The organism is Onishia niordana (genome assembly GCF_004798965.1).
Taxonomy (GTDB): Bacteria; Pseudomonadota; Gammaproteobacteria; order Pseudomonadales; family Halomonadaceae; genus Onishia; species Onishia niordana.
This window is the reverse complement of record NZ_SDSD01000001.1, coordinates 140,759-166,633: the sequence shown is the minus strand read 5'-3', so window position 1 is coordinate 166,633 and position 25,875 is coordinate 140,759. Positions and strand designations below refer to the sequence as shown.

21 protein-coding genes are annotated in these 25,875 nt (G+C 62.9%); 15 read left to right on the top strand and 6 right to left on the bottom strand.

Annotation, left to right across the window (positions count from 1 at the left end; genetic code table 11):
- Positions 1-93 precede the first annotated feature (93 nt).
- Genes ETC27_RS00740 through ETC27_RS00730 form a run of 3 tightly spaced genes read left to right on the top strand, consistent with a single transcriptional unit; the run spans position 94 to position 3,567 of the window.
- On the top strand, positions 94-666 hold the full coding sequence (locus ETC27_RS00740) for a sugar dehydrogenase complex small subunit (RefSeq protein ID WP_136253083.1): 573 nt from the start codon (positions 94-96) through the stop codon (positions 664-666).
- Between the two features lie 2 nt (positions 667-668).
- Positions 669-2,270 carry a GMC family oxidoreductase gene (locus ETC27_RS00735; protein WP_136253082.1) on the top strand — a complete coding sequence of 534 codons (1,602 nt, stop codon included), beginning with the start codon at positions 669-671 and terminating at the stop codon, positions 2,268-2,270.
- 1 nt (position 2,271) lies between these two features.
- Entirely contained in the window at positions 2,272-3,567 is a 1,296-nt protein-coding gene (locus tag ETC27_RS00730; RefSeq protein ID WP_136253081.1) for a cytochrome c, read from the top strand.
- Positions 3,568-3,682: 115 nt separating this feature from the next.
- On the opposite strand, the gene asd is transcribed toward ETC27_RS00730, so the two are convergent.
- The 3 genes from asd to rsgA all read right to left on the bottom strand — a co-directional run bounded on the left by asd (position 3,683) and on the right by rsgA (position 6,574).
- Positions 3,683-4,549 (bottom strand): archaetidylserine decarboxylase, encoded by an 867-nt coding sequence (asd, locus tag ETC27_RS00725; RefSeq protein WP_136253080.1) that lies wholly within the window; start codon positions 4,547-4,549, stop codon positions 3,683-3,685.
- 83 nt (positions 4,550-4,632) lie between these two features.
- On the bottom strand, positions 4,633-5,463 hold the full coding sequence (locus ETC27_RS00720) for a sulfurtransferase (RefSeq protein ID WP_136253079.1): 831 nt from the start codon (positions 5,461-5,463) through the stop codon (positions 4,633-4,635).
- Positions 5,464-5,548: 85 nt separating this feature from the next.
- Complete coding sequence (gene rsgA, locus ETC27_RS00715; RefSeq protein WP_136253078.1) at positions 5,549-6,574, bottom strand: small ribosomal subunit biogenesis GTPase RsgA; 1,026 nt, start codon at positions 6,572-6,574, stop codon at positions 5,549-5,551.
- Positions 6,575-6,632: 58 nt separating this feature from the next.
- Here rsgA and orn point away from each other — a divergent pair, with 58 nt between their 5' ends.
- The gene (gene orn / locus ETC27_RS00710; RefSeq protein ID WP_136253077.1) at positions 6,633-7,220 is read left to right on the top strand and encodes an oligoribonuclease; all 588 of its coding nucleotides are present in this window, start codon (positions 6,633-6,635) and stop codon (positions 7,218-7,220) included.
- A gap of 11 nt (positions 7,221-7,231) precedes the next feature.
- Here the strand turns inward: orn and queG are convergent, their stop codons facing one another.
- Complete coding sequence (queG, locus tag ETC27_RS00705; RefSeq protein WP_136253076.1) at positions 7,232-8,338, bottom strand: tRNA epoxyqueuosine(34) reductase QueG; 1,107 nt, start codon at positions 8,336-8,338, stop codon at positions 7,232-7,234.
- A gap of 116 nt (positions 8,339-8,454) precedes the next feature.
- Between queG and ETC27_RS00700 the strand changes: the two genes are divergently transcribed.
- The 11 genes from ETC27_RS00700 (at position 8,455) to ETC27_RS00650 (ending at position 21,701) form a co-directional block, all read left to right on the top strand.
- Positions 8,455-9,960, top strand: a complete 1,506-nt coding sequence (locus ETC27_RS00700) for an NAD(P)H-hydrate dehydratase (RefSeq protein WP_136253075.1) — start codon at positions 8,455-8,457, stop codon at positions 9,958-9,960.
- Positions 9,938-10,423, top strand: a complete 486-nt coding sequence (gene tsaE, locus ETC27_RS00695; protein ID WP_136253074.1) for a tRNA (adenosine(37)-N6)-threonylcarbamoyltransferase complex ATPase subunit type 1 TsaE — start codon at positions 9,938-9,940, stop codon at positions 10,421-10,423. The genes ETC27_RS00700 and tsaE overlap by 23 nt, the downstream gene beginning before the upstream one ends.
- Positions 10,420-11,847 (top strand): N-acetylmuramoyl-L-alanine amidase, encoded by a 1,428-nt coding sequence (locus ETC27_RS00690; RefSeq protein WP_136253073.1) that lies wholly within the window; start codon positions 10,420-10,422, stop codon positions 11,845-11,847. Before tsaE ends, ETC27_RS00690 begins: the two co-directional genes overlap by 4 nt.
- A gap of 120 nt (positions 11,848-11,967) precedes the next feature.
- Complete coding sequence (mutL, locus tag ETC27_RS00685) at positions 11,968-13,938, top strand: DNA mismatch repair endonuclease MutL (protein ID WP_136253072.1); 1,971 nt, start codon at positions 11,968-11,970, stop codon at positions 13,936-13,938.
- Positions 13,938-14,900, top strand: coding sequence for a tRNA (adenosine(37)-N6)-dimethylallyltransferase MiaA (gene miaA / locus ETC27_RS00680; protein WP_240724742.1), 963 nt, complete (start codon positions 13,938-13,940; stop codon positions 14,898-14,900). The genes mutL and miaA overlap by 1 nt, the downstream gene beginning before the upstream one ends.
- Positions 14,901-15,024: 124 nt before the next feature.
- Entirely contained in the window at positions 15,025-15,270 is a 246-nt protein-coding gene (hfq, locus tag ETC27_RS00675) for an RNA chaperone Hfq (protein WP_136253071.1), read from the top strand.
- 14 nt (positions 15,271-15,284) lie between these two features.
- The gene (hflX, locus tag ETC27_RS00670; RefSeq protein WP_136253070.1) at positions 15,285-16,601 is read left to right on the top strand and encodes a ribosome rescue GTPase HflX; all 1,317 of its coding nucleotides are present in this window, start codon (positions 15,285-15,287) and stop codon (positions 16,599-16,601) included.
- Between the two features lie 161 nt (positions 16,602-16,762).
- On the top strand, positions 16,763-18,004 hold the full coding sequence (gene hflK, locus ETC27_RS00665; protein ID WP_136253069.1) for an FtsH protease activity modulator HflK: 1,242 nt from the start codon (positions 16,763-16,765) through the stop codon (positions 18,002-18,004).
- Entirely contained in the window at positions 18,004-18,888 is an 885-nt protein-coding gene (gene hflC / locus ETC27_RS00660) for a protease modulator HflC (RefSeq protein WP_136253068.1), read from the top strand. The genes hflK and hflC overlap by 1 nt, the downstream gene beginning before the upstream one ends.
- Before the next feature lie 259 nt (positions 18,889-19,147).
- On the top strand, positions 19,148-20,329 hold the full coding sequence (locus ETC27_RS00655; RefSeq protein ID WP_136253067.1) for an ATP phosphoribosyltransferase regulatory subunit: 1,182 nt from the start codon (positions 19,148-19,150) through the stop codon (positions 20,327-20,329).
- Positions 20,330-20,381: 52 nt separating this feature from the next.
- A complete protein-coding gene (locus tag ETC27_RS00650) occupies positions 20,382-21,701 on the top strand; it encodes an adenylosuccinate synthase (RefSeq protein ID WP_136253066.1) in 1,320 nt (439 codons plus the stop codon).
- Between the two features lie 124 nt (positions 21,702-21,825).
- Here the strand turns inward: ETC27_RS00650 and ETC27_RS00645 are convergent, their stop codons facing one another.
- Positions 21,826-24,585: a tetratricopeptide repeat protein gene (locus ETC27_RS00645; RefSeq protein ID WP_136253065.1), complete on the bottom strand. Its 2,760-nt coding sequence runs from the start codon at positions 24,583-24,585 to the stop codon at positions 21,826-21,828.
- A gap of 36 nt (positions 24,586-24,621) precedes the next feature.
- On the bottom strand, positions 24,622-25,869 hold the full coding sequence (locus ETC27_RS00640; RefSeq protein ID WP_136253064.1) for an alginate lyase family protein: 1,248 nt from the start codon (positions 25,867-25,869) through the stop codon (positions 24,622-24,624).
- Between the last annotated feature and the right edge of the window lie 6 nt (positions 25,870-25,875).

Below are 25,875 nucleotides of genomic sequence, written 5' to 3'. Positions count from 1 at the left end.
CAGGACGCTCTGATAGCATGCTAACGACTAATACCTTAGTCGCATGTGCCTTCCCGGCGCGCATTTCCCCCCGCACTGCATAAAGGACGATAGATGACGACCTCGTCTCGCCATACGCCGCCCGCTTCGGCCGATGGCCGTGCTCCCCGGCTCGCGCTGAGTCGCCGTAGCCTGCTCAAGCATTCTCTGGGTGTCGGCGCCATTCCCCTGATGCCGGGCCTGGCGCTGGCTCAGCAGGGGAATGGGGCTGATGCCCCCTTTGAACGCTTCATGCGTCTGTCGCGCCAACTGACAACGCGAGCCCGTCTCGATGAAGAGCGGGGCAAACGGCTCTTCGAGGTGCTGTCGCGTCACTGGGTCACACTCGATGACGATCTCGTTTACCTGGATGAGGCCTTCCAGGCCGACACGGTCAGCCTGACAACGGCGCATCGCAGCGTGGCCAATCGTCTGCTGTCGGCGTGGTACACGGGCGTGGTCGGCAAGATGCCGAAGGCCGAACTGGTCACCTACCAGCAGTCGCTGATGTTCGATGCCGTCTCCGATGTGTTGGTGATTCGCAGTTACTGCCCGAATCGTCCCGGCTACTGGGCCGAAGAGCCGCCATCCCCGGCCCTGAACGCCAGCGCAACGACCGCCTCGTCCACCACCAAGCAGGGAGCCTGAGCATGGCCGAAACAGCATCTGCCGATGTCGTCGTGATCGGCTCTGGCGTGGCCGGGGCACTGATCGCCCACCGCATGGCCGAAGCCGGCAAGTCGGTGATCATGCTCGAGGCGGGTCCGCGCATGCCGCGCTGGCAAATCGTCGAGCGCTTTCGCAACCAGCCCGACAAGATGGACTTCATGGCGCCATATCCGTCCAGCGACTATGCGCCCCATCCGATGGCGAGCCCCGACAACGGCTATCTGGTGCAGAAGGGTGAGCAGGCCTACGACGCTCAGTACATTCGCGCGGTCGGCGGGACGACCTGGCACTGGGCCGCGGCGGCTTGGCGCTTTCTGCCCAGCGACCTGAAGCTCAAGAGCCTGTATGGCGTGGGGCGTGACTGGCCAATCGACTACGCCACCCTGGAGCCCTACTACCAGCGGGCCGAGGAGGCGCTTGGCGTTTGGGGGCCCAACGATATCGACCTGGGCTCACCGCGTAGCGCGCCCTATCCGATGGAACCGCTGCCGCTTTCCTACAACGATCAGCGGGTGTCGGCGGTACTCAACGGCAATGGCTTCAACATGGTCACCGAGCCGGTAGCGCGTAATAGCCGACCCTACGACGGCAGGCCGACCTGCTGTGGCAACAATAATTGCATGCCTATCTGCCCGATCGGGGCCATGTACAACGGCATCTTCCACGTCGAAAAGGCCGAACGTGCCGGCGCCCAGTTGATCGATCAGGCGGTAGTGCATCGTATCGAGGCGGGCGATAACGGCCGCATTACGGCGGTGCATTACAAGGATCCGCAGGGCGCTGAGCACCGTGTGGAAGGAAGCGAGTTCGTGCTGGCCGCCAACGGTATCGAGATTCCCAAGCTGATGCTGATCTCGACCAGTGCCGCCTATCCGGATGGCATCGGCAATTCTTCGGGTATGGTCGGCCGCAACCTGATGGACCACCCGGGCACCGGGGTACGTTTCTTCGCCAACGAGAAGCTATGGGCGGGCCGTGGCCCTCAGGAAATGACCTCGATCGTCAGCTGGCGCGATGGCGATTTCCGCAGTGACTTCGCGGCCAAGAAACTGCATATGTCGAACATCTCGCGCACGACGCCGATGACCAACGAGATCCTCGCCGAGGACACCCTGCGCCTGGGGCCGGAACTTGATCAGGAGATCCGCGACCGGGCCTCGCGCTATGTGCAGTTCGACAGTTTTCACGAGCTACTGCCGCATCCCGAAAATCGCATTGTGCCGAGCAGCGAGAAGGATGCGCTGGGGATTCCCAAGCCGGAATTCCACTATGCCATCGATGATTACGTGAAGCGCAGCGCGGCGCATACCCGCGAGCAGTATGCCCGCATCGCCGAGTTGATGGGCGGCACCGATGTGCAGTTTCGCGACGACTACTCGAACAACCAGCACATCTGCGGCACCGTGCTGATGGGCGAGGATCCCGCCGACTCGGTGGTCGACGGTGACTGCCGTTGCCACGATCACGCGAACCTGTCGATCGCCAGCAGCGGTACCATGCCGACGGTGGGCTCGGTGAACTGCACCCTGACCATCGCCGCGCTGGCCCTGCGCATCGCCGACCGTCTGCAAGGGGAGGTGTAACATGACGCGTCTTGCTTCATGGAGTGCTCTCCCGTCGGCGCTGGCGCTGCTCGCCACACCCGCCGTAGCCCAGCAGCCAACCGATCAGGCGCTGATCGACAAGGGCGAGTATCTCGCCCGGGCGGGGGATTGTACGGCCTGTCATACTGCGCCAGAGGGTGAGCCCTTCGCCGGTGGCCTACCGATGTCGACCCCGGTCGGCACCATCTACACGACTAATATCACGCCGGATAAAGAGACCGGCATCGGCCAATATACCGTCGAGGACTTCGCCAACGCCTTGCGCAACGGCGAGGCAAAGGACGGGCATCAGCTGTATCCGGCCATGCCTTATCCGTCTTTTTCGACCCTGAATGACGCGGATATCGAGGCGCTTTATGCCTATTTCCAGCATGGCGTCGAGCCGGTGGTCAAAGAAAATCGTGATAGCGACATCCCGTGGCCGATGAGCATGCGTTGGCCACTGAATGTCTGGGCCTGGATGTTCGCCCCCGACGAGGTCGGCTATCAGCCGGATGCCTCGAAGAGCGATGAGTGGAATCGTGGCGCCTATCTGGTCGAGGGGCTTGGCCACTGCGGCACCTGCCATACCCCGCGCGGTATCGCCTTCCAGGAGAAGGGCTATGCGGCCGGGGATGAGGACTATCTCGCTGGCGCCGAGCTGGATGGCTGGTACGCCTTCAACATTACCGGTGATGAGGACCACGGGGTCGGGGGCTGGAGCGACGAGCAGCTGATCACTTACCTGGAGACCGGTAGCGTGCCTGGCAAGGCGCAGGCGGCGGGGCCGATGGGTGAGGCCATCGGGCACAGCCTGCGTTTCCTGAAGCGCGAGGATCTCAAGGCCATCGCGACCTATCTGAAGTCGGTGCCGGCGGTCAGCGAGGCTGGGCCGAGCCGCTTCGAACAGGGGCAGCCGGCCGATGATGTCGCCAGGCTACGTGGTATCGATCTTACCGAGGACGCGGCGCAAGATCAGGGTGCACGGCTGTATCTGGGGGCCTGCGCGAGTTGTCATGGGGCTTCGGGGCAGGGCTCTCAGGATGGGCACTATCCGCCGCTGATCAATAACAGCGTGATGGGCAGCACGCATCTGGGTAACCTGACCCAGGTGGTGTTGCACGGTATCCACCGCGAGACCAACGACGGTGAGCTCTTGATGCCAGCGCTGGATCAGGACATCAGCAATGATGAGGCGGCGAGTCTGATGGCCTACCTGGTAGAGCAGTTCGGGCACCCGGATGCTCAGGCACCCACGGCTGCGGAAATTGACGAATGGCGGCAAGCAGGGCACTAGGCGTCTAGTTAAGCCGCTCTTGTCAGCCAACGATGAAAACGCCCCACCGACGCGATGATGCCAGTCGGTGGGGCGTTTTTTTGCCATGTCAGGGCTTATTTTGCCATGGCGGGGCTTAGGCGGTCTGGTCCGTATGGCGTGGAATCTCGCCGAGTCGCGAGCCCATGAGTACGCCGGCATTCAGGCTGGCACTATCGAAGTCGACCTCGTGGCCGAAGCACATCACGACCGTCGAACCGAGCTTGAAGCGTCCCATCTCGGCGCCTTTCTCCAGGGTGATCGGCTCGTCGAAGCGAATGGATTGCACCCGATTGCTCAGTGGGGTGATCTGGCCGGCCCACACTGTCTCGATGGCGGCGACGATCATCGCGCCTACCAGCACCATGGCTAGCGGGCCTTCCTCGGTGTCGAAGATGCACACCAGCCGTTCGTTGCGGGCGAAGAGGGCCGGCACATGATCGGCAGTGGCCTGGTTGACCGAGAAGATGCGCCCCGGCACGTAGACCATCTCTTTGAGTGTGCCGGTCAGCGGCATGTGCACCCGGTGATAGTTGCTGGGCGACAGGTAGACGGTGGCGAAGCTGCCCTGACGGAAGGGCGCGGCTCGATGCATGTCGCCGCCAAGGAGGCTGGTCAGTGAATAGGCCTGGCTCTTGGCCTGGATCAGGGTGCCGTGATGGATGCGTCCGAACTGCGACAGGGCGCCATCGGCGGGCGATGCCAGGCCCTCGGCGATGGGGCGGGCGCCCTTGCGCAGGGCGCGGGTGAAGAAGTCGTTGAAGCAGGGATAGGCGGTCGGGTCCGGCTCGGCGGCCTCGTCCATGTCGACCTTGAAGCGCTTGATGAAGGCGCGGATCAGGGCGTTCTTCAACCACCCCAGGCGCGTCTCGGCAAGCCAGCCCACCACCCGGGAGATAAGGTGATGGGGCAGGGGGTACTGGATCAGGGCAAACAGCTTGTCGCGGGTCACGTAGTAGGGCATCCGTTGGTGTTCGGTGGGGCATCGATCATGATTCGACCAGTGCTCAAGGGGTGTCGATCGGCTCCGCCTAGCATTAGCTTCGCTTAGCGCTCGATCGGGGTATCGTCACGATTCCCCCAGTCCTTCCAGGAGCCGGGGTAGGCGCGAATAGTGTCAAAGCCCAGAGCCTTGCCGGCGAGCCAGGTCAGGCCGCTGCGGTGGTGGCTCTGGCAGTGGGTGACGATGTCCATGTCAGGCGTCAGCCCCAGGGCTTCGAGTTCGGTGATCAATTCGGCATAGTCGCGCAGCCGCAGGGCATTGTCGCGATCCATCACATCCAGCCAGTCCATATTAACGGCGCTGGGAATGTGGCCAAGGTGCTTGTTCTCGCCTTTTTCGCCGTCGTATTCGGCCTGTGAGCGCGCGTCCCAGACGGCAAAGTTTCTGTCGCCCAGACGCGCCTGGATGCCTTCGGCGTCAATACTCACCTCGGGATGCAGGATCTCGGCCTCATAGTGGCTGAGGACAGGCTCATGGGGGAGAGTCTCGGTGGCGAGCCCTTCCTGGCGCCAGGCGTGAATGCCGCCGTTGAGGTAGGAATAGCGCGTGTGGCCAATCAATTCCAGGGTCCAGAGCAGACGCCCGGCCCAGCCGCCGCCCTCGTCGTCGTAGGCCACCACATGGGTGTCGCGCTCTAGCCCCAGTGAAGAAAATAGCGCGGAGAGCTGCTCGACACTGGGTGTGTCGTTAGGCACGTCGCTGTTGCCACGTAGCAGGTGCTTGAAGTCGAGGAAGATCGCGCCTGGTACATGGCCTTCAAGGTAGCTATCGGCTTTCGCCGGCACATCAATGATCAGCAGATCCGGGTGACCAAGCCGAGCCTTGAGTTGCTCGGGTTCGATGATCAGCGGTAGCAGGTTATCTTCGGAGCTCATGGGTCACGCCTCACAATGAATCAGAGAATGCCAAGATCATGGCACAGCCGGCTGGGCCGTTTCTAATGCTGCGCCACTTTGGCGTTTAGCGACTTGGATTGTTGAGGCTTTCGAGGATGCGACGGTAGCTGTCGAAGCGCCGCGGATCGATCTCGCCGCGCTCCACGGCGGCCAGCAGGGCACAGCCGGGCTCATGGCGATGGCGACAGTCGCGGAAGCGGCAATGGCCGAGGTGGTCGCGGAACTCGATAAAGCCCTGGGTGACCTCGTCCTCGGTCAGGTGGCCCAGGCCGAACTCGCGAATGCCGGGGGAGTCGATCAGCTCGCCGCCATCGGCCGAGGGCAGCCGGTAGAGGCGCGCGGTGGTGGTGGTGTGGGTGCCCTTGCGGGAGTCCTCGGATAGCGCACCGATGCGCAGCGCTTCATCGGGTAACAGGCGGTCGATGAGCGAGGACTTGCCGACGCCACTCTGGCCGACGAACACCGAGGTGCTGTCGGTCAGGCGCGCATGCAGGGCTTCCAGTCCATCCGGGCGTTGGATGGTGGCCTCGACGACCGGATACCCCAGCGCCGCATAGCGATCGAGCAGCACCTTGAGCTCACCGCCATCGTCGGGCAGCAGGTCGATCTTGTTGAGCACCAGCACCGGGGCGATACCGGTGGCCTCGGCGGCCACCAGGTAGCGATCGATCAGGTTGGCATGGGGGGCAGGCTCGACGGCGAAGACGATCAGGATCTGGTCGATGTTGGCCGCCACTGGTTTGAGTTGACCACGGGCATCGGGGCGTTCGAGGACGTTGCCGCGCTCCCCCCGGGCGACCACGACGCCGCTGCCTTCTTCCCCCAGGCGCCAGACCACCCGGTCGCCGGTGACCAGGCTCTCGAGGTTGGCGCGCAGGTGGCAGCGGTATTGGGCGCCGTCTTCGCTGGCGGCGACGGCAAGGCTGCGGCCGAAGTGAGCGATCACGCGGCCCTCGCGCTCCGGCCCGTATTCGCCTGCGCCGAGGGCGGCGTTGTCATCGACGTCGTTGCGGCTCGCACGCTTGGTGCGCTCGGCCTGAATCTTCTCGATGCGCCAGCGCTGCTGGCGGGTCAATTTGCGTTTGCTCATGCGGGCCCAAGGGTCTGTACAATGGCGTATATTGTACCCACCCAGGAGACACCCCACCATGGCCGATGAGCAAGGTGCGCCACGCAATGACCTCTTGATCTGGATCGATCTGGAGATGACCGGACTGGATCCGAACCGCGAGCGCATCATCGAGATCGCGACCTTGATCACCGACAGCGAACTGAATCTGGTCGCTGAAGGCCCGGCGCTTGCCGTTCATCAATCCGATGCCCTGCTGAACGGCATGGATGACTGGAATCAGAAGACGCATGGCGCCTCGGGGCTGATCGAGCGGGTCAAGAAGAGCCCCATCGATACCGCCGAGGCCGAGCGCCAGACGCTTGAATTCCTGGCAGCCCATGTGACACCGGGGAGTTCGCCGATGTGCGGTAACAGCGTGCATCAGGACCGTCGTTTCCTGGAGCGTGAGATGCCGGCACTGCTGGCTTTCTTCCACTATCGCAATATCGACCCCTCGACCCTCAAGGAGCTGGCCAAGCGCTGGAATCCGGGGGCACTCGTCGGCTTCGAGAAGAAAGGCACTCACCAGGCGCTCGACGACATCCGTGAGTCCGTGGCCGAGCTGGCCCATTACCGCAACACCCTCCTGCAGCCGCCGAATCAGGCGCGTGACGAGGAAGAGTAAGCCATCAGTATCTAGAGGATGCGCTGCGCGCGCTTGTGGGACTGACGTTCAAGCGCCCAGCGCACATGCTCGCGTACCAGGTCCGAGGGGTAAGCCAGCCGCGCCTTGAGGGCGGCTTCCACGGATTCGCTCCAGGGGGCGTTGCCGAGCCCCACCGCCAGGTTGCGTAGCCAGCGCTCGTAGCCGATGCGGCGAATCGCGCTGCCGGCGGTCTTGTCCAGAAACTCCTCTTCGCTCCACGCAAAGAGCTTTTTCAGCTCGATGCGATCAAGGTCGTGGCGAGGCGAGAAGTCATCCTCTTCGCTGACCTTTGTGAAGCGGGTAAAGGGGCAGACGAGCTGGCAATCATCACAGCCGTAGACGCGGTTGCCCATCGCCTCCCGGTACTGCTCGGGAATGGAGCCGTGTAGCTCGATGGTCAAGTAGGAAATGCAGCGCCGCGAGTCGACGACCTTGTCCTCGACGATGGCGCCGGTCGGGCAGGCGGTGCGACATGATGAGCATTTGCCACAGTGCTCAGACTCGAAAGGCGCATCCACCGGCAACGGCAGATCGGTGTAGAGCTCGCCCAGGAAAAACAGCGAGCCTGCCTGGGGGTTGAGCAGCATGGCGTTCTTGCCGAACCAGCCAAGCCCGGCCTTCTGCGCCAGGGCTCGCTCCATCACCGGGGCGGAGTCGACAAAGGCTCGGTAACCGAAGGCCCCGACCTCGTCCTCGATGCGCTTGGCGAGGTTGGCTAGGCGTTTTCTGATCAGCTTGTGATAGTCCCGCCCCAGCGCATAACGTGACACATAGGCGGTATAGGGCTGGCCCAGCACCTTGGTGGTCTCGACCTCGGGTGGCAGGTAGTCCATGCGCACGCTGATCACGCGCAGCGTGCCGGGCACCAGCTCTTCCGGGCGGGTGCGTTTGGTGCCGTGCTTGGCCATGAAACCCATCTCGCCGTGATGGCCGGCTTCAAGCCAGCGCTCGAGATAGCGCTCGTGGGTGGCGAGGTCCGTGTCGGTGATACCAAGTTCCTGAAAGCCAAGTTCACGGCCCCAGGCCTTGATCCGCGCGGCCAGTGCCTGCAGGTCTGGGTCGGAAAGCTCGTGGTTAGCGGAGGCGGAAGTCGACATGCGAAAGGAGTCACGGCGTGGATGGCGGCTGAAGTGGCGGCTTGACGTCGCCAGTCGGGCGGCGAGCGCCCACACCCTACACTAGTCTCTTGGTGTCGTCATATGAGGAGCCAACCATGCACAACGAGGCAGGACGCCCGCTCTACCGGGCTGCCCAGGTAGGTGAGCTGGATCAGCGCACCATCGCGGCGGGCATCGAAGGCTTTGCGCTGATGCAGCGTGCAGCGGCCGCGGCATACCGCCGCCTGCGGGAGCGTTGGCCGGCGGTCAGGCGACTCAGTGTGCTCTGCGGGGCGGGTAACAATGCCGGCGATGGCTATGTGATTGCCGCCCTGGCGGCCCTGGATGGGCTCGACGTGCAGCTCTATAGCCTGCGCGATCCCGCTTCGCTCAAGGGCGATGCCGGCCGAGCGGCGACGATGGCCCTCGAGGCGGGTGTCAGCATGAGCACCTGGACGGCCGAGGACTCGCTTGACGGCGAGTTGATTGTCGATGCGCTGCTCGGTACCGGCCTTGCCGGTGAGGTCCGCTCGCCCTTCGATGCGGCAATCGAGGCGATCAATGAAAGTACTGCTCCGGTGCTCGCGGTGGATATTCCCTCGGGCCTCTCGGCCGACACCGGCGCTGTGCTGGGGGCGGCGGTGCGGGCAAGTCTTACGGTTACCTTCATTGCCGACAAGTTTGGCCTGCATACCGGTGCCGGCCCTGCGTGCTGCGGCGGGGTACAGCTCGAGTCGCTGGGCGTCGAGCCGCTCGACCATGAGGATCTTGAGCCGGCGGCATGGCGGCTCGGTGCAGAGACGGCGTTGCCGCCTCGCGACCGGGATAGCCACAAGGGGGTATTCGGTCATGTGCTGGTGATCGGCGGCGCGCCGGGCTTCGGTGGGGCGGCGCTGCTGGCAAGCCAAGCCGCGGCGCGACTCGGCGCCGGCAAGGTCAGCCTCGCCACCGCTCCCGAGCATGTCACGGCGAGCCTGACGCGCTGCCCGGAAGTCATGGTGCATGGCGCGCGCAACGCCAATGACCTGGGCTCGCTGCTAAACGCTGCCACGGTGTTGGTGGTGGGGCCGGGGCTGGGGCTCGGCGCCTGGGGACAATCCATGTTGCAGGCGGCGCTGGGTGCCGGAAAGCCGCTGGTGGTGGATGCCGATGCCTTGAACCTTTTGGCCAGTCACTGGCCTGAACTCAGGCGCGATGACTGGCTGCTGACCCCTCACCCTGGTGAGGCGGCGAGGCTGCTGGGTAGCAGCGGTGAGGCGATTGGGGCCGATCGCCCGGCAGCGGCGCGTTCTCTGGTGGATCGCTACGGCGGGGTCGTGGTGCTCAAGGGGGTCGGTAGCCTGGTCGCCGATGCTCAGGGGCTCGCGGTCTGTCCCTTCGGCAACCCTGGTATGGCAAGCGGCGGAATGGGTGATGTGCTGTCCGGTATGCTGGGCGCATTGATCGCCCAAGGGCTCGGCTTGCCGGAAGCGGCACGGTTTGGTGTGGCGCTGCACGGCAAGGCCGCGGATCAGGCCGTGGCAAAGGCCGGGGAGCGTGGTTTGCTGGCCGGTGATCTGGCATCCTATGCGCGACGATTGATCAATGGCAGGAACGATGATGTACGTGATACTTCCGGATGAACAGACACAGGTTGCCTTCGGCAAGGCCCTGGGCCTCGCCCTCAAGGGACGCGGGCAGGTCCATCTGGAAGGTGAACTGGGCGCCGGCAAGACGACGTTGACCCGGGGGGTGCTGCGCGCCTACGGGCATGAAGGGGCGGTCAAGAGCCCGACTTATACGCTGGTCGAACCTTATGAGCTTGGTGACGTCCATATCCAGCACTTTGACCTTTACCGGCTTGGCGATCCAGAAGAGCTTGAGTTCATGGGCGCCCGTGACCTGCTGGGCGATGATCAGCTAAGTCTGATCGAGTGGCCGAGCCGCGGTGCTGGCTGGCTGCCGACACCGGATCTGAACGTCAAGCTTGAGGTGCAGGATACGGGGCGTAGCGCCTGGCTTGAAGCCAACACGGATTGGGGACGGCTGGTGCTTACGCAGCTTGCCAACTGGGCCGTCAACAGGGACTTTTCGACGACACCATGAATGTGATCGCTACCATTTCAGGCCTTATGCGTCGCGGCCTAACACCTTCGGTTCTGCTGCTGGCAACGCTTTGTGGCATGCTTTCAGGGCCTACCATGGCGGCCGATGTGGATAATATGCGGCTGTGGGCGGCGCCCGATCATGCGCGCCTGGTGTTTGACCTGTCATCCTCGGTCGATGCCGATGTCTTTACCCTGGATAACCCTGACCGGCTGGTGATCGATCTCAAGGACAGCACGCTCAAGACCGAGAGCGAGGCGCTGAATCTTGAGGGCAGTGCCATCACCTCGGTGCGGACGGGCGTGCGCAGCGGCAACGACCTGCGCGTGGTGCTGGACCTTGGCCGGCGTGTCGAGCCACGTCATTTCTCGCTGAGTCCCAACGATCAGTATGGCCACCGCCTGGTGGTGGATCTCGAATATCCAGGCGAGAGCGCGGTCGAAGACCCGATCGAAGATATGATTCGCGCTCAGCAAGATGACGCTCAGCCGGCGGCGCCAACCGGGCAGGCCAAGGCGGCACCGCATCCCAAGCGCGACATTATCGTTGCCGTGGATGCCGGTCATGGGGGTGAGGATCCTGGGGCTATGGGCAGTAACGGTACTCGTGAGAAGGATGTCGTGCTCGACATTGCCCGCTCATTGAAGCGCATCATCGACGCAGAACCGGGCTTTCGAGCGGTGCTGATCCGTGATGGCGATTATTATGTCGGCCTGCGTGAACGCACGCGCATCGCCCGGGAGCAGAAATCCGATTTCTTCGTCTCGATCCATGCCGATGCCTTCACCAGTTCCCGGCCCAAGGGTAGCTCGGTATTTGCCCTGTCCCAGCGTGGCGCCACCTCGGAAACCGCCAAGTGGCTCGCCAATAGCGAGAACCGTGCCGACTTGATCGGCGGCGTGGACGGCAACCTGTCGTTGCGTGACAAGGACGAGGTGCTGCGCGGGGTACTGCTTGATTTGACCATGACGGCGACCCTCAATGATTCGCTGGCCATTGGCGGGCAGGTGCTCGATCGGCTCAAGCGGGTCAACCCGTTGCACAAGCCAAGGGTCGAGCAGGCGGGCTTCGTGGTATTGAAGTCGCCAGACATCCCCTCGCTGCTGATCGAGACAGGTTTCATCTCGAACCCTCAGGAAGAGCGGCGCCTGAAAGATCCATCGCACCAGCGCGGATTGGCGCAGGCTATTTTCTCGGGTATTGAGGCGCACTTCACTCGCAATCCGCCGCCGGGCAGCCTTCTGGCCTGGCAGCGCGATCAGGGACGCGGCCAGGCCAGTAACGAGTACCGCATTCAGCCCGGTGACACGCTGTCCGAGATCGCCGCCCGCCATCAGGTGCCGCTGGCCATGCTCAAACAGGCTAACGAGATTAACGGGGATAACATCCGGGTGGGCCAAGTGCTGCGCATTCCGCGTAGCTGAGCCTCGCGGGCGACGGCACCGCGATTGACCAGGCCATCCGGCGCCCGATATCGGCGATTACACCGGCCCGAGGGCCGGTGTCTGGTGCCTCACCCCCGTTTCAGACAGATCAGAGATGCTATGACAGATAGGCATGCCATCCAGGTGCTCGATCCGCGCCTGGCCAACCAAATCTCCGCCGGTGAGGTAGTCGAGCGCCCCGCCTCGGTGATCAAGGAGCTGGTCGAGAACGCCATCGACGCGGGCAGCCAGCGCATCGAGCTTGAACTCGAGGCCGGGGGTGCCCGGCTGATCAAGGTGCGGGACGATGGGTCGGGCATTAACGAGGACGACCTGCCGCTGGCGCTGGCGCGCCACGCGACCAGCAAGATTACCTCTCTCGATGACCTCGAGGGGGTGGCAAGCCTTGGCTTTCGGGGCGAGGCACTGGCCTCTGTCAGTGCGGTCTCGCGGCTTGAGCTGACCTCGAACGTCACCGACGACCCCCGTGAGGGCTGGCGAGTGGTGGCCGAGGGGCGCCGCATGGAACCCCGTGTCACGCCTGCGCCGCATCCCAGAGGGACCTCGGTGATCGTGCGCGACCTGTTCTTCAATACCCCGGCACGGCGCAAGTTCCTGCGCACCGAGAAGACCGAGTTCGGTCACGTCGAGGAAGCCTTCCGGCGTCTGGCGCTGTCGCGCTTCGACATTGGCTGGACCCTGCGCCATAACCAGAAGACCTTGCACCAGCTGCGCCCGGGTGATGATGGCGCCTCGCGTGAGCGTCGCATTGGCGCGTTGCTCGGCAGCACGTTTCTGGACAACGCCCTGCACCTGGATATTGAAGCCAGCGGGCTCCGGCTGTGGGGTTGGGTAGGGCTGCCGACGCATTCCCGTGCTCAGGCCGATCAACAGTATTTTTTCGTCAATGGCCGCGTGGTGCGCGACCGCCTGGTGGCCCACGCGGTACGTCAGGCCTATCGTGACGTGCTTTTCCACGGTCGCCACCCGGTGTTCGTGCTCTATTTGGAACTCGACCCCTCGGTGGTCGATGTCAACGTGCATCCCACCAAGCACGAGGTGCGCTTCCGCGATGGGCGCCTGGTGCATGACTTCCTCTTCTCGAGCCTGCACCGGGCGTTGGGCGAGGTGCGGCCCAATAGCGATGCTCCTGGTCAAGAGAGCGAAGCGGGGGGTGCATCTGGCGAGCAGGGCGTCGATCACAACGGTGTGGTGTCACCTGGTTCGGCTGGTCCTTCATCTGATCATGCTGGCGAGTCGGGGCGCTGGCAGCAGCAGCCGATGGCGCTGCGCCCGTCAAGCGACGAGCGCCATCCCGGTGCCAATAAGGTTCGCGAGTTCATGGCGGGGTACCATGCCCTGCACCCCGATCATGAAGAAACCCTGCTGACGCCCCAGGTGACGCCGCCCGGCGGCGTGGCCGCCGGTACGGCACTGGCCGAGCGCGAAGAAGCGAAAGCCGCCCGCGCGCCCGCAACGCCGATGCCCGAAGATGATGCCACTCAGGCACCGCCCATGGGCTATGCCGTTGCTCAATTACATGGCGTGTATATTCTCGCCCAGACCGAGCGCGGCATGGTGGTGGTTGATATGCATGCCGCCCACGAGCGAATCACCTACGAACGCATGAAAACCCAGGTGCACGGCGACGCGCTGGAGGCTCAGCCGCTGTTGGTGCCGGTATCTCTGGCAGCGAGTCCCGGCGAGGTAGCCACCGCCGAGTCAGAGCGCGACGCCTTTACCCGTCTGGGCGTCGAGCTCGACGTGGCTGGCCCGGAAACGCTGCTGGTACGCCAGGTGCCGACCCTGCTTGCCGATGCCGATGTCGAACCGTTAATTCGTGACATGCTCGGTGATCTCGAGCGCTATGGCCGTTCGGATCGTCTCGAGGCTCATATCAATGAGTTGCTCTCGACCATGGCCTGCCACGGTAGCGTGCGTGCCAATCGGCGGCTGTCGATCGCCGAGATGAATGCCCTGTTGCGTGACATGGAGCGCACCGAGCGCAGCGGACAATGCAATCATGGCCGCCCGACCTGGTTCGAGATGTCGATGCATGAGCTCGACAAGCGTTTCCTGCGGGGGCAATGATGAGCGCAATGACAACGGCCGGCGAGGCTGATGATCGCCCGCTGGCGATTCTGCTGATGGGGCCGACGGCGGCGGGCAAGACCGACCTGGCGATGGCGCTGCATGAGCGTCTCGGTTGTGAGCTGATCAGCGTCGATTCAGCGATGGTCTATCGTGGCATGGATATCGGGACCGCCAAGCCCAGTTCCCAGGAGCTTGCCAGAGCCCCGCATCGACTGATCGATATTCGTGATCCTGCCGACCCTTACTCGGCGGAGGATTTTCGCCAGGACGCGCTGCGAGAAATGGCGAGCATCAGCGAGGCCGGCGGGGTCCCGTTGCTGGTGGGCGGCACCATGATGTATTTCAAGCACCTCATCGAGGGAGTCGCCAACCTGCCGAGCAGTGACCCGGTGGTGCGCGCCGATATCGAGGCATTGGCCGCCGAGGGCGGGCTTGGCGCGGTGCATGAGGCGCTTGCCGACGTCGATCCCGAGTCGGCGGCGCGCATTCATGCCAACGACCCCCAACGACTGATGCGAGCACTTGAGGTGCAGCGTATCAGTGGACGGGCGATGAGTGAGCTCTGGCGTGAGCAGCAGCGTGAAACCTTTCCCTATCGTACGCTGTCCATGGCCGTGTCCCCCACTGATCGTGGCTTGCTGCACGCGCGCATCGCCGAGCGCTTCGATGCCATGCTGGCCGGCGATTTCCTCGCTGAGGTCGCTGCCCTGCGCGAGCGGCCGGATCTGCATCCGGGGCTGCCCTCGATGAAGAGTGTCGGCTATCGTCAGGCATGGGAGCACCTCGATGGCCACTATGGCCGGGACGAACTTCGCGAGCGCGGGGTGATAGCGACCCGTCAGCTGGCCAAGCGTCAACTGACGTGGCTGCGCCGCTGGCCCGATCTGCATTGGATCGATAGCCAAGCTGCTGAACCGTTCGAGGAGGCCTTGAATCTCGTGCGCCGCTGCGGGACATAGCGTAAGATAGACGGTTGGATTGGCTCGTTCTTTTCGAGCCGCACACTATCCGTGCCGAGGAGTGGCCTATGCCGCGCCGAGGCCGATAAAAACGACATCAAAGAGACAGATTAGGGAGAGCAAAATGTCCAAGGGGCAGTCCCTCCAAGACCCTTACCTGAACATCCTGCGCAAGGAGCGCATTCCGGTATCGATCTTCTTGGTCAACGGTATCAAGCTGCAAGGTCAGATCGAGTCCTTCGATCAGTTTGTGATCCTGCTGCGTAATACTGTCAGCCAGATGGTATACAAGCATGCTATCTCGACGGTCGTGCCGTCGCGTAACGTGCGCCTGCCCGCCCAGGATCCTGCGGCGGCCGAGGAAAGCTGATTACGAGGTACTGATTGTTTTTTGAACGTCCCGACGCCGGAGAAACGGCGATCCTCGTCCATGTCGACTTTCAGGATGAGAAGGAGCGCGAAGACTCGGGGGAATTCCTCGAGTTAGTACGTTCTGCTGGTGCCGAGCCGGCTACCCTGATGCAGGGCAGCCGGAGCCGCCCCGATTCTCGTACCTTTATCGGCAGTGGCAAACTCGAGGAGCTCAAGGAGCTTCGCGAGATACATCATGCCGAGCTTGTGATCTTCAACCACGCCCTGAGCCCGTCTCAGCAGCGCAATGTCGAGCAGGCGTTGAAGTGTCGGGTGCTCGACCGTACCGGGCTCATTCTCGATATCTTCGCCCAGCGCGCTCGCACCCATGAGGGTAAGCTGCAGGTCGAATTGGCCCAGCTCGAGTACATGTCCACACGTCTGGTACGCGGCTGGACCCACCTCGAGCGTCAGAAGGGTGGCATCGGCCTGCGCGGCCCGGGCGAGACCCAGCTCGAGACCGACCGTCGCCTGTTGCGAGGTCGGATCAAGTCGATTCACAAGCGTCTCGATAAGGTGCGCTCTCAGCGCGAGCAAAATCGCCGAGCAAGAGCACGGGCAGAGATTCCCAGCGTTTCGCTGGTGGGCTATACCAACGCGGGCAAGTCGACGCTGTTCAATAGCGTGACTGAGGCTAGCGTCTTCGCTGCCGACCAGCTGTTCGCGACGCTTGATCCAACCCTGCGCCGTCTCGAAATCGAGGACGTGGGACCGGTGGTGCTGGCCGATACCGTGGGCTTCATCCGCCACCTGCCGCACAAGCTGGTCGAGGCCTTTCGCGCCACGCTGCAGGAGGCCGCCGAGGCCAGCCTGCTGGTGCACGTGATCGATGCCGCTGACCCGGATCGCGAGCTCAACGTCGCGCAGGTCGATGAGGTGCTCGAAGAGATCGGTGCCGACGAGGTGCCGTGTCTTAAGGTGATGAACAAGATCGATCTGTTCGGCAGTGCGCCCCGCATCGAACGTGATGGAGATGGACGTCCCCAGTCGGTGTGGGTGTCGGCCCAGCAAGGGCTGGGGCTTGACCTTTTGCAGCAGGCACTCTCGGAATGCCTTGCTGAAGATGTGCTGGATACCTCCATTGCGCTGGCGCCTGAGCAGGGCAAACTGCGTGCCGGCCTGCATGAGCTGGGGGCCGTGCGCGAAGAGCGTTTCGATGAGCAAGGCCGCACACTGCTTGATATCCGTCTCCCCAGGCGTGAGTTCATGCAGCTGATGGCGCGACTCGGTGAAAAAGCCGATACCTATCTGCCTCCTGAAGAACAGGAAAAGCCGGTATGGGAACCTTAAGGGTTTTCTGATGCCCTTGATTAAGGGCAAGATGACGCTTAACGCTACCGGCAGGATGGCCGGGGCACAGAATAGGGCATGACGATCGTTCGCATCGCATGATGGGTCGGGACGCGACACTCTCGACCCACGACGCAGTCAACGCAGAGTGGAGAATACGTATGGCTTGGAATGAGCCTGGTGGAGGCAAGCAGCATGACCCCTGGAGCGGGGGCGGCCGACGCGGTGGTAGTGGCGGCGGTAACAATGGGGGCGGGGGCGACAATCAGGGCCCGCCCGACCTCGATGAAGCCCTTAAGAAATTCCAGGACAAGATCAACAGCCTCCTCGGTGGCCGTGGTAAGCGCAGTGGCGGCGGCGGTGGCGGTAAATCGGGAGGTGGTCGCCGTAATACCTTCGCGCTACCGGGCTTGCTGATCGTGATCGCCTTGGCCGTATGGGCCGCCTCAGGGTTCTATCTGGTCGATCAGTCAGAACGCGGTGTCGTGCTGCGTTTCGGCAAATTCCAGGAAATCGTGACGCCTGGCCTGCAATGGAATCCGCCGTTGGTGGATGACGTGCGCATGGTCAACGTGACCCGTGTCCGTTCGCTGACCCAGACCCAGACGATGCTCACGGAAGATGAGAACATCGTTTCCGTCGAGATTTCGGCTCAGTATCAGGTCTCCGATCCCCGTGATTTCGTGCTCAATGTGCGCAATCCCGAGGTGAGCCTCGAGAATGCTTTGGACTCTGCGCTTCGCCACGTGGTCGGCGGCACCGAGATGATCGATATCCTGACCTCCGGACGTGAGATTCTCGGTAGTGCAGTCAGCAGCCGCCTGCAGTCCTATCTGGACAGCTATGGTACGGGGCTTTTGCTGCAGACCATCAACATCGAGTCGACCGCGCCACCGGATGCCGTGCAGGACGCCTTCGATGACGTCATCCGTGCTCGCGAGGATCGCCAGCGTACGATCAACCAGGCCATGGCCTATGCCAACGCGATCATCCCCGAAGCTCAGGGTCAGGCTCAGCGTCTGATCGAACAGGGGCAAGGGTATCGCGAGTCGGTGGTCGCCGAGGCGCAGGGTAAGGCCAACCGTTTCAATTCGTTGCTGACTCAGTACGAGGGTGCTCCGAGTGTGATGCGTGAACGCCTCTACCTCGACACCATGAGCGAGGTGCTGGGTCGCACCGACAAGGTGCTGGTTGATGCCGAATCGAGCCCGATGATGTACTTGCCGCTGGATAAGCTGCGTTCGGGCAGCACCTCCAGGCCAAACGGTCAGAATAATCAGGATGCCAATGCTCAGAATGTCGACTCTCAGCAGCTTCAGCGCCAGCGTGGCCAGAGCCAGCAGTCCAGTCGCAGCACAAGCTCCAGCAATAGCACCAGCGGTATCCAGAGGGAGGGCCGGTAATGATTAATAATCGCTCCCTGCTGATCGTCGGCGGCCTTGCAGCTGTCGCCTGGTTGGCCAGCAACAGCCTGTATATCGTTGATGAAACCGAGCGTGCCGTTAAGCTGCGCTTCGGTGAGATCGTCGAAGAGAATATTCAGCCTGGTCTGCACGTGAAGATCCCCATCACTCAGACGGTGCGGACCTTCGATACCCGGGTGCTGACACTGGATACCGATGCCAGCCGTTACCTGACGCGTGAACAGAAAGCGGTGATCGTCGACTCCTACGTCAAGTGGCAGGTAGTGAATCCTACCCGTTACTACGAGGCGACCGCCGGCGACGAGATGATGGCCGTGCGCCTGATTCAGCCCCGCGTCGACGAGAGCCTGCGTAACGAGTTCGGTCGCCTCAATCTGCAGGAGATCATCTCCGAGCGCCGTGATGATCTGATGACCGGTCCGACGCAGGAACTCGACAAGCTGATGCGCGAAGAACTGGGTGTGGCGATTCGCGACATCCGCGTCAAGCGCATCGACCTGCCGGAAGACGTTTCCTCGGCGGTTTACTCGCGCATGCGCTCCGAGCGTGAGCGCCAAGCACGGGAATGGCGTGCACAGGGTCAGGAAGAGTCCGAGCGTATCCGTGCCAATGCCGACCGTCGCCGCCAGGTGCTGCTGGCGCAGGCCCAGTCGCGTTCTGAGACGCTGCGTGGTGAGGGTGATGCCGAGGCGGCAGCCATCTACTCCGAGGCTTACCAGCAGGATGAGGAGTTTTACTCCTTCTGGCGCAGTCTTGATGCCTATCGCCAAAGCTTCAGCGGTGGTGGCAACATGATGGTGCTCGATCCGTCGAGTGACTTCTTCCGCTACCTCAAGAGCCCGTCGCCAGAGGGTGAGCAGTGAGCGTGCTGGCGTGAAGCGTGCGTTAGTGTGAACCAATGAGCGGGGTTAGGATCGCCCCGCTCAGGGTTCATCACTGCAGCAAACGTGGTAGAATCCTGAGACCGGGCGTTGCCCGGTTTTTTTGTGGGCGTTTCTACGGATCGTGCGACTCCGTTCTCACGGGGCATGCATTTCCATGGCATGGATTTCGGGGCCTTTTGGCGGCCTTGTTATCCCGGCCGACGCTCGGTTAGGCCATTCAACCTTGGCAGGACAGAACATGACCATCGCTGACCGCTGGTTGCTCCCCGACGGCATGGATGAAGTGCTGCCGCCCCAGGCGGCGCGCATGGAAGAGCTGCGTCGGGCGCTGCTCGACCTCTACCATCGCTGGGGGTATGACCAAGTGATGCCGCCCCCCCTCGAGTTCCTCGACTCGCTGCTGACCGGCACCGGTACCGACCTTGACCTGCAGACCTTCAAGCTGACCGACCAGCTTACCGGGCGCATGATGGGGGCTAGTGCCGACGTGACCCCTCAGGTGGCGCGCATGGATGCTCACTCCCTTAAACGCCAGGGGCCAGTGAGGCTTTGCTATTGCAGCAACGTGCTGCGGGCCAAGTCCGATCAGCACCAGGGCAGTCGCAGCCCTGTCCAGGTTGGCGTTGAGCTGTTCGGTCATGCCGGCCTTGAGGCGGATCTCGAGATCCTTCGTCTGGCGCTATCTAGCGTCAAGGCGGCCGGCGCTCATGAAGTCCATCTGGCGCTGGGACATATCGGTCTCTATCGCAGCCTGGTGCAGGCGGCCGAGCTGGATCGAGACGAGGAGCGCGCTATCTTCGCGGCGCTGGAGCTCAAGTCGCCGGGTGACCTGGCGGCCTGCGTGGAGTCGAGCGTCACGGACCCGGCACTTGCCGAGATGTTCCTCGCGCTAGTTGATCTGCATGGCGGGCTTGACGTGCTTGATGATGCCAGGCGTGTGTTCGCCGAAGCGCCAGCACCGGTCGCTGCGGCCCTGGAACAATTGGCGGCATTGTGTGATGGCGTGGCGGCGGCCGATCCGCAACTCGATATTTATATCGATCTTGCCGAGCTGCGCGGCTATGAGTATCACACCGGCATGATGTTCGCCGCTTACGTGCCTGGCTATGGCCAGGCGCTGGCCAAGGGCGGGCGCTACGATGATACCGGGCGGGCCTTCGGTCGCGCGCGTCCGGCCACCGGCTTCTCGATGGACCTGAAGCTGCTGGCGACCCTCGATGAGCAGCAGCCGCCCTGTGACGGTATCTGGGCTCCGGCCGACGATGCCCCGGGCCTCGCCCAGGCTGTCCAGGGCCTGCGCCAGGCCGGCGAGCGTGTGGTGCAGGCCCTGCCAGGCCAGCGCACCGGGCCCGCCGAGCACCGCTGCGATCGCAAGCTGGTGTGCATGGGCGATGACTGGCAGGTGTCTCACCTGGCCTAAGGCCAGCGATGAGGCTTCGATTGACGGATTCTTTGATCAAGAGACGAGAGCAATGGGCAAGAACGTAGTCGTACTGGGCACCCAGTGGGGTGACGAAGGCAAGGGCAAGGTCGTCGACCTGCTGACAGAATCAGCTGCCGCGGTGGTGCGCTTTCAGGGCGGCCACAATGCCGGCCACACCCTGGTCATCGATGGTGAAAAAACCGTCCTGCACCTGATTCCTTCCGGCATCCTGAGGGATGATAAGACCTGTGTCATCGGCAACGGAGTGGTGCTGTCACCAGAGGCGCTGATCAAGGAAATCCACGAGCTGGAAGAAAAGGGCGTACCCGTGCGTGAGCGCTTGCGCCTGTCGCCGGCCTGCCCGCTGATTCTGTCCTATCATGTGCGCCTCGATCAGGCGCGCGAGAAGGATCGCGGCGTGGCCAAGATCGGCACCACCGGTCGCGGCATCGGCCCGGCCTATGAGGACAAGGTTGCCCGTCGTGGTTTACGCCTCGGGGATCTGCAGCATCGTGAGCGTTTCGCCTCCAAACTCGGCGAGGTGCTGGCGTATCACAACTTTGTGCTGACACGCTATCACGGTGAAGAGCCGGTCGATTTCCAGGAAGTGCTCGACGAGGCCATGCAGATGGGCGAGGATCTGCGCCCGATGGTTTGCGACACCGTGGGCCTGGTTCATGATTTCCGCAAGGCCGACGAGAACATCCTCTTCGAGGGTGCCCAGGGTTCCCTGCTGGATATCGACCACGGCACCTATCCGTTCGTTACCAGCTCAAACACGACGGCGGGTGGCACCGCGACCGGCTCCGGCGTCGGCCCGCTGTACCTGGATTACGTGCTGGGTATCACCAAGGCCTACACCACGCGTGTCGGTTCTGGCCCGTTCCCCACCGAGCTCTTCGATGATCACGGTCGCCACCTGGCCGAGAAGGGACACGAATTCGGCGCGACCACCGGCCGCGCGCGTCGCTGCGGCTGGTTCGATGCCGTGGCGCTACGTCATGCGGTACAGATCAACTCGGTTTCTGGCCTCTGCCTGACCAAGCTTGATGTACTCGACGGTCTGGAGAACATCCGCGTCTGCATCGGCTATCGCAGCAAGGATGGCGAGGTGCTGGATACGCCGGTGGATTCCGAAGGATATGAAGCCATCGAGCCGCTTTATCAGGATCTGCCGGGGTGGAGTGAATCGACTCTGGGTGCCAAGCGCCTCGAGGATTTGCCGGACAACGCCCGTGGCTATATCCACTTCCTGGAAGAGCAGGTCGGCACGCCGATCGACATCATTTCCACCGGGCCGGACCGTAACGAAACCATCGTGCTGCGTAACCCCTTCGACGAGCGAGCCGTCCGTCACATCAGCGCCTGACACAGGTAGCATGACACAAGTAAGTAATACACAAAGGCCGGCAATTTTGCCGGCCTTTGTGTATCTATCTTCTGTGTTTATCTTGGCGATGGGGGAGAGAGGCGCTCTGTCCCCCGTCGGTTGATTAGCGACTAGCAGTTTCCTGCACAGCCTCGAGGGCACTGTCATCGGATAGCAGTCCGTGCAGGGTTTCAGCGGCCATCTCTGAATCTCCGCCCATTACGCCATCCAGCCATACCAGCGCCTGTTCGTTGTTGGCATTCTCCAGCCCGTTGGCGGACAGGTAGGCCTTGGCCAACGCCAGGCGTGCCGTTTCATGCCCTTGGCGGGCTGCCTTTAGCAGGTAGTCGGCCCCCTGGCGACGGTTCATCTCGATGTGATCGCCCCGCAGGTACTCACGACCCAGGGTCGCCTGAGCACCGGCATGACCTCGGTCGGCGGCCTGCGTCAGCAGGCGCTGCCCTCGAGCCGTGTCTTGAGTCATACTGCCGTCGCCACGCAGAAGGGCGGTGCCGAGCAGCGACTGTGCTGACAGGTTGCCTGCTTCGCTGGCCTGGGTCAGCCAGCGGTTCGCCTTGTTCGGGTCAGCGTCGACGCCGGTGCCTTCCAGATAGACCTTACCGAGAATCTGGGCGGCATACTCATCCCCCCTTTCAGCAACAGTGCGAATCATCTCGAGACCCCGTTGGGTATCCTGTGCCACGTGCTCGCCTGACAGGTAGGCCTCACCCAGCCGCAGTTGCGCGCTCTGGTGGCCGCCGCGGGCCGCCTGTTGTAACAGGCGGATGCCTCGCTCAGGGTCGGCGGCGGTGACCTTGCCGTTCAACAGCAGCTCGCCGAGATCGGCCCGCGCACCCGCATGGCCCCTGGCGACCGCCTGCTCGATATAGTGCAGGCCCTTGGCCGGGTCGCGGGTCACGCCCCTGCCGTCGAGATACATGCGGCCCAGGCTGGCCGCCGCGCCGGCATGGCCCTGGTCGGCGGCCCGGCGGAGCCAGCGACTGGCACGCGCCAGGTCCTGCTGGACACCCTGGCCCTTGAGAAAGGCCTCGCCGAGAGCAGCCATGGAGCCTGGATGACCGTTTTCGGCGGCCTCGACCAGGGCACGGATGTTGCCGGCCGACCCCTGGTCCTGACGGGTGCGGCTGAGGGCTTCTTCCGCCGAGGGGTGCCCCGCATCGCGTGCCTTCTCGAGCCAGTAGGTCGACTTGGCAAGATCACGCGACACGCCCTCGCCGTCGCGGTAGGCGCGCCCCATGACCACCATGGCGTAGGCATCACCCTCCCGCGCGGCCTGCTCCAGCAATGACAGCCCCTGAGAGGACCGGTCGGCTGGCAGCTGGCCCAGCATGTAGGCCTCGCCGAGCTTGGTCATGGCCGTGGTGTCGCCGGCGTCGACCGCCTGTTGCAGCAGTGTCTTGGCCTGCTGCGGGCGAGCCGGGAGTACCTCGCCTGTCAAATAGCCTTCACCCAGCACCCGCAAGGCCCCGGTCTGTCCCTGCTCAACGGCTTCGCGGAGCAGCGCTTCGGCGCGTTCAGGGTCGGGCGTCACGCCGCGACCATTGAGGTAGAGCTCTCCGAGTTGCTGCTTGGCATAGGGGTGGCCAAGTTGGCTACCCCGCTTCAGGTAGTCGGCGGCCATATACGGCTGGGTCGGGACCTCTTCCCCACTCAGGTAGATATCACCCAGTGCCGCCAGTGCCAGACCATCGTCTTGGGCTGCGGCCTGCTTGAGCAGTGCGATGCCACGCTGGGGATTCGCCGGCACCCCTTCGCCGGCGACCAAGGCACGGCCCAAGATCACGGCCGCATCGGTGGAGCCCTGTTCGAGGGCGGTATTTAGCCAGCGCGTTGCGCTATCGGGACGTGCCGGTACTAGGCGGTCCTGGAGCAGCACTTTGCCCAACGCAGTCATGGCATCGACATCGCCGTTGTTGGCGGCACGCTGGAGCATGGATAGCCCTTGTTCTACGTCGCCGCGTTCCAGTAATGCTTTACCGGCTTGCTGCAGGGCGCTGTTGTCGCCTGCCTGGGCGGCCTGCATCAGCCAGTGGAGCTGCTGCTGTGGTTGGTCACTCAGCAAGCCGGTGGGCGTGTAGAGTTTGGACAGCTGGATCATGGCGTTCACGTCGCCGTCCCGCGCCTGGCGTTTGAGTGCTCTGGCGTAGCGTTGCGCGTAATCGCTTGCCTGCTCGGGGGAGGCGGCCAGCCAGCCATCGGGACGATGAGCCTGTGCCAGGGCAAGTAATGCTTCAGGTTGGCCCTGCTCGGCGGCCTTGCGATACAGAGACGCCGCGAGCGATGGGTCAGCCTTGACGCCTTCGCCACCCTTGCTCAGGAGCTCGGCCAGCATCACGGGGGCGTCTCGTCCGACCTCTTCTTCAACGGCCTGCTGCAACAAGTAGTACGCCAGCAGGTCGTTGCGCTCGACCCCATCGCCTTCGCGGTATAGCTTGGCAAGATTCAGCGAGGCGTTGCCGAGGATGTAGGACGGGGTGCTCACGGCCTCGCCATATAGCTGTGCCGCCTTGGCCGGGTCACGGGGCACTAGCTCGCCATGATCATAGACCTTGGCCAGTTCGTAATACCCTTTAGGTAGCCCCTTGGCGGTCAAGCTCTCGAGGAGCCGAATGGCCTCTCGAGGGTTATTAGCTGCGAGCGCCTCGTCGGCCTTGCGGATTGTATTCTTATGGCGGAACTCCAGGTATTTGGGCCGCCCACCGTCGAACCAGTCCTGATGCTCGGCCGACAGCGAGGCTGTGCCGTGGGTGCCTAGATCCTTGGCGGTATTGGCACAGCCCGTCATCACCAACAGCATGGCCGTAAGGGCGAGCCAGGGCGTCGTCCCCTGGGGGCGGGTAGAGAAGGAGAGAGACTTACTCATGTGTTTTGACCTCGTGTTGAGCGTTAAGGGACGGCATCACTCCTGGCCGAGCCCCTTGAACGCCGTGGTTTCGCGCTTCTCCTGATCCATGACGATATGGCGCTGTGCATCGGGGTCCATGAAGTAAAGCGTCATATAACCGCCGGCGCTGCGGTTGTAGACGGGACGGACCTGCTTGAGAAAGGTGGCGATTGCCGGATTGTCGAAACGTGACTGGTAGATCTCCATCCAGGCGAAATACTGACTGTCCTTGAGAAACCCGGTGTACTGCTCGTGCGGGGCCATGTCGCCAAGTACGCTGGGATCCTTGAAGGCCGCAAGGGCAAAGTCGACGGCCTCGTGGATGCTGTTGCCTTCAACGCGCAGATCGAAGATCTCATAGCCCTGGCGACTGATGACCTGCATGTTGGTAATCAGGTAGAGCAAGGCGTAGTTCTGGTAGTGAGTGGCGCGCCGGCCGCGGGCGACCTCCATCGGCAAGGCGCCCTCTTTGGTGATGTCGTGCAGGGCCGAATAGATGGCGCTGACGCCGAAACGGAACAGCTCGTTGTCCTCGGTAAGGACGCCGACCATGCTGGCGTAGAGGGCGCGGCGGTAGAAGTGGTTGTTACAGCAGCTATTGCCCGCCTGTCCTTGGATATCGGCATGCTGGTGGGCCAGATCATTGAGCCAGGTCTCGATCCTTTCCTTTTCCTTCTCCATACCGTCGATCCGCGGCTCCACCGTTGAGTAGGCCATGGCCGCAGCGAAGATCATCGACTCGGTGGCAAACCAGGCTTGGGGTTCCTTCGAATCATAGAAAAAGTTGGTAAGGGCCTCATCGTTGGCCCATTGGTCGAGAAAGCGCATCAGGCACTCGCCATAGTAGTCATCGCCGGTGGCCATATACGCGCCGGCCAGTCCCGAGACACTGTCGGAGAATTCGAACAGCGGTTCGGAGGCGAGCTTCCATGCTTCCGGGCTTGGATAGTAACCAGGAATTCGCAGGCGAGTGGTGATGGGGTCAATGGACATCAGCTGCTTACAGCTTTGGCCAGTCTCCAGCTGGTCGATCTCCTGAATCAGTATCGGGTTGTCGGTCTGCTCGAGCATTGCCATACGTTCGTCGACCTCAAAATACGAGGCTTGCGGGTCCGTGACCTTGTACTCAGACAGATCAAGTTCCGCGCGTTGTTCGAGGGTCATGGCCGTCGCGGGCAGGCTTGCCGCGAGACCGGCCAGCAGGGCACAGAGGCCTGTGAGCAGTTGCCTCGGAAGGCAACAGTGCTTAAATGGCAGGATCATGGACTC

Coding starts and splice junctions, on each gene's coding strand:
- ETC27_RS00735 (WP_136253082.1), top strand. CDS start 669: ATGGCCGAAACAGCATCTGCCGATGTCGTCGTGATCGGCTCTGGCGTG.
- ETC27_RS00720 (WP_136253079.1), bottom strand. CDS start 5,463: ATGAGCTCCGAAGATAACCTGCTACCGCTGATCATCGAACCCGAGCAA.
- hfq (WP_136253071.1), top strand. CDS start 15,025: ATGTCCAAGGGGCAGTCCCTCCAAGACCCTTACCTGAACATCCTGCGC.
- ETC27_RS00740 (WP_136253083.1), top strand. CDS start 94: ATGACGACCTCGTCTCGCCATACGCCGCCCGCTTCGGCCGATGGCCGT.
- ETC27_RS00650 (WP_136253066.1), top strand. CDS start 20,382: ATGGGCAAGAACGTAGTCGTACTGGGCACCCAGTGGGGTGACGAAGGC.
- miaA (WP_240724742.1), top strand. CDS start 13,938: ATGAGCGCAATGACAACGGCCGGCGAGGCTGATGATCGCCCGCTGGCG.
- asd (WP_136253080.1), bottom strand. CDS start 4,549: ATGCCCTACTACGTGACCCGCGACAAGCTGTTTGCCCTGATCCAGTAC.
- ETC27_RS00640 (WP_136253064.1), bottom strand. CDS start 25,869: ATGATCCTGCCATTTAAGCACTGTTGCCTTCCGAGGCAACTGCTCACA.
- ETC27_RS00645 (WP_136253065.1), bottom strand. CDS start 24,585: ATGAGTAAGTCTCTCTCCTTCTCTACCCGCCCCCAGGGGACGACGCCC.
- ETC27_RS00700 (WP_136253075.1), top strand. CDS start 8,455: ATGCACAACGAGGCAGGACGCCCGCTCTACCGGGCTGCCCAGGTAGGT.
- hflC (WP_136253068.1), top strand. CDS start 18,004: ATGATTAATAATCGCTCCCTGCTGATCGTCGGCGGCCTTGCAGCTGTC.
- tsaE (WP_136253074.1), top strand. CDS start 9,938: ATGTACGTGATACTTCCGGATGAACAGACACAGGTTGCCTTCGGCAAG.
- rsgA (WP_136253078.1), bottom strand. CDS start 6,574: ATGAGCAAACGCAAATTGACCCGCCAGCAGCGCTGGCGCATCGAGAAG.
- mutL (WP_136253072.1), top strand. CDS start 11,968: ATGACAGATAGGCATGCCATCCAGGTGCTCGATCCGCGCCTGGCCAAC.
- orn (WP_136253077.1), top strand. CDS start 6,633: ATGGCCGATGAGCAAGGTGCGCCACGCAATGACCTCTTGATCTGGATC.
- ETC27_RS00655 (WP_136253067.1), top strand. CDS start 19,148: ATGACCATCGCTGACCGCTGGTTGCTCCCCGACGGCATGGATGAAGTG.
- hflK (WP_136253069.1), top strand. CDS start 16,763: ATGGCTTGGAATGAGCCTGGTGGAGGCAAGCAGCATGACCCCTGGAGC.
- queG (WP_136253076.1), bottom strand. CDS start 8,338: ATGTCGACTTCCGCCTCCGCTAACCACGAGCTTTCCGACCCAGACCTG.
- ETC27_RS00730 (WP_136253081.1), top strand. CDS start 2,272: ATGACGCGTCTTGCTTCATGGAGTGCTCTCCCGTCGGCGCTGGCGCTG.
- ETC27_RS00690 (WP_136253073.1), top strand. CDS start 10,420: ATGAATGTGATCGCTACCATTTCAGGCCTTATGCGTCGCGGCCTAACA.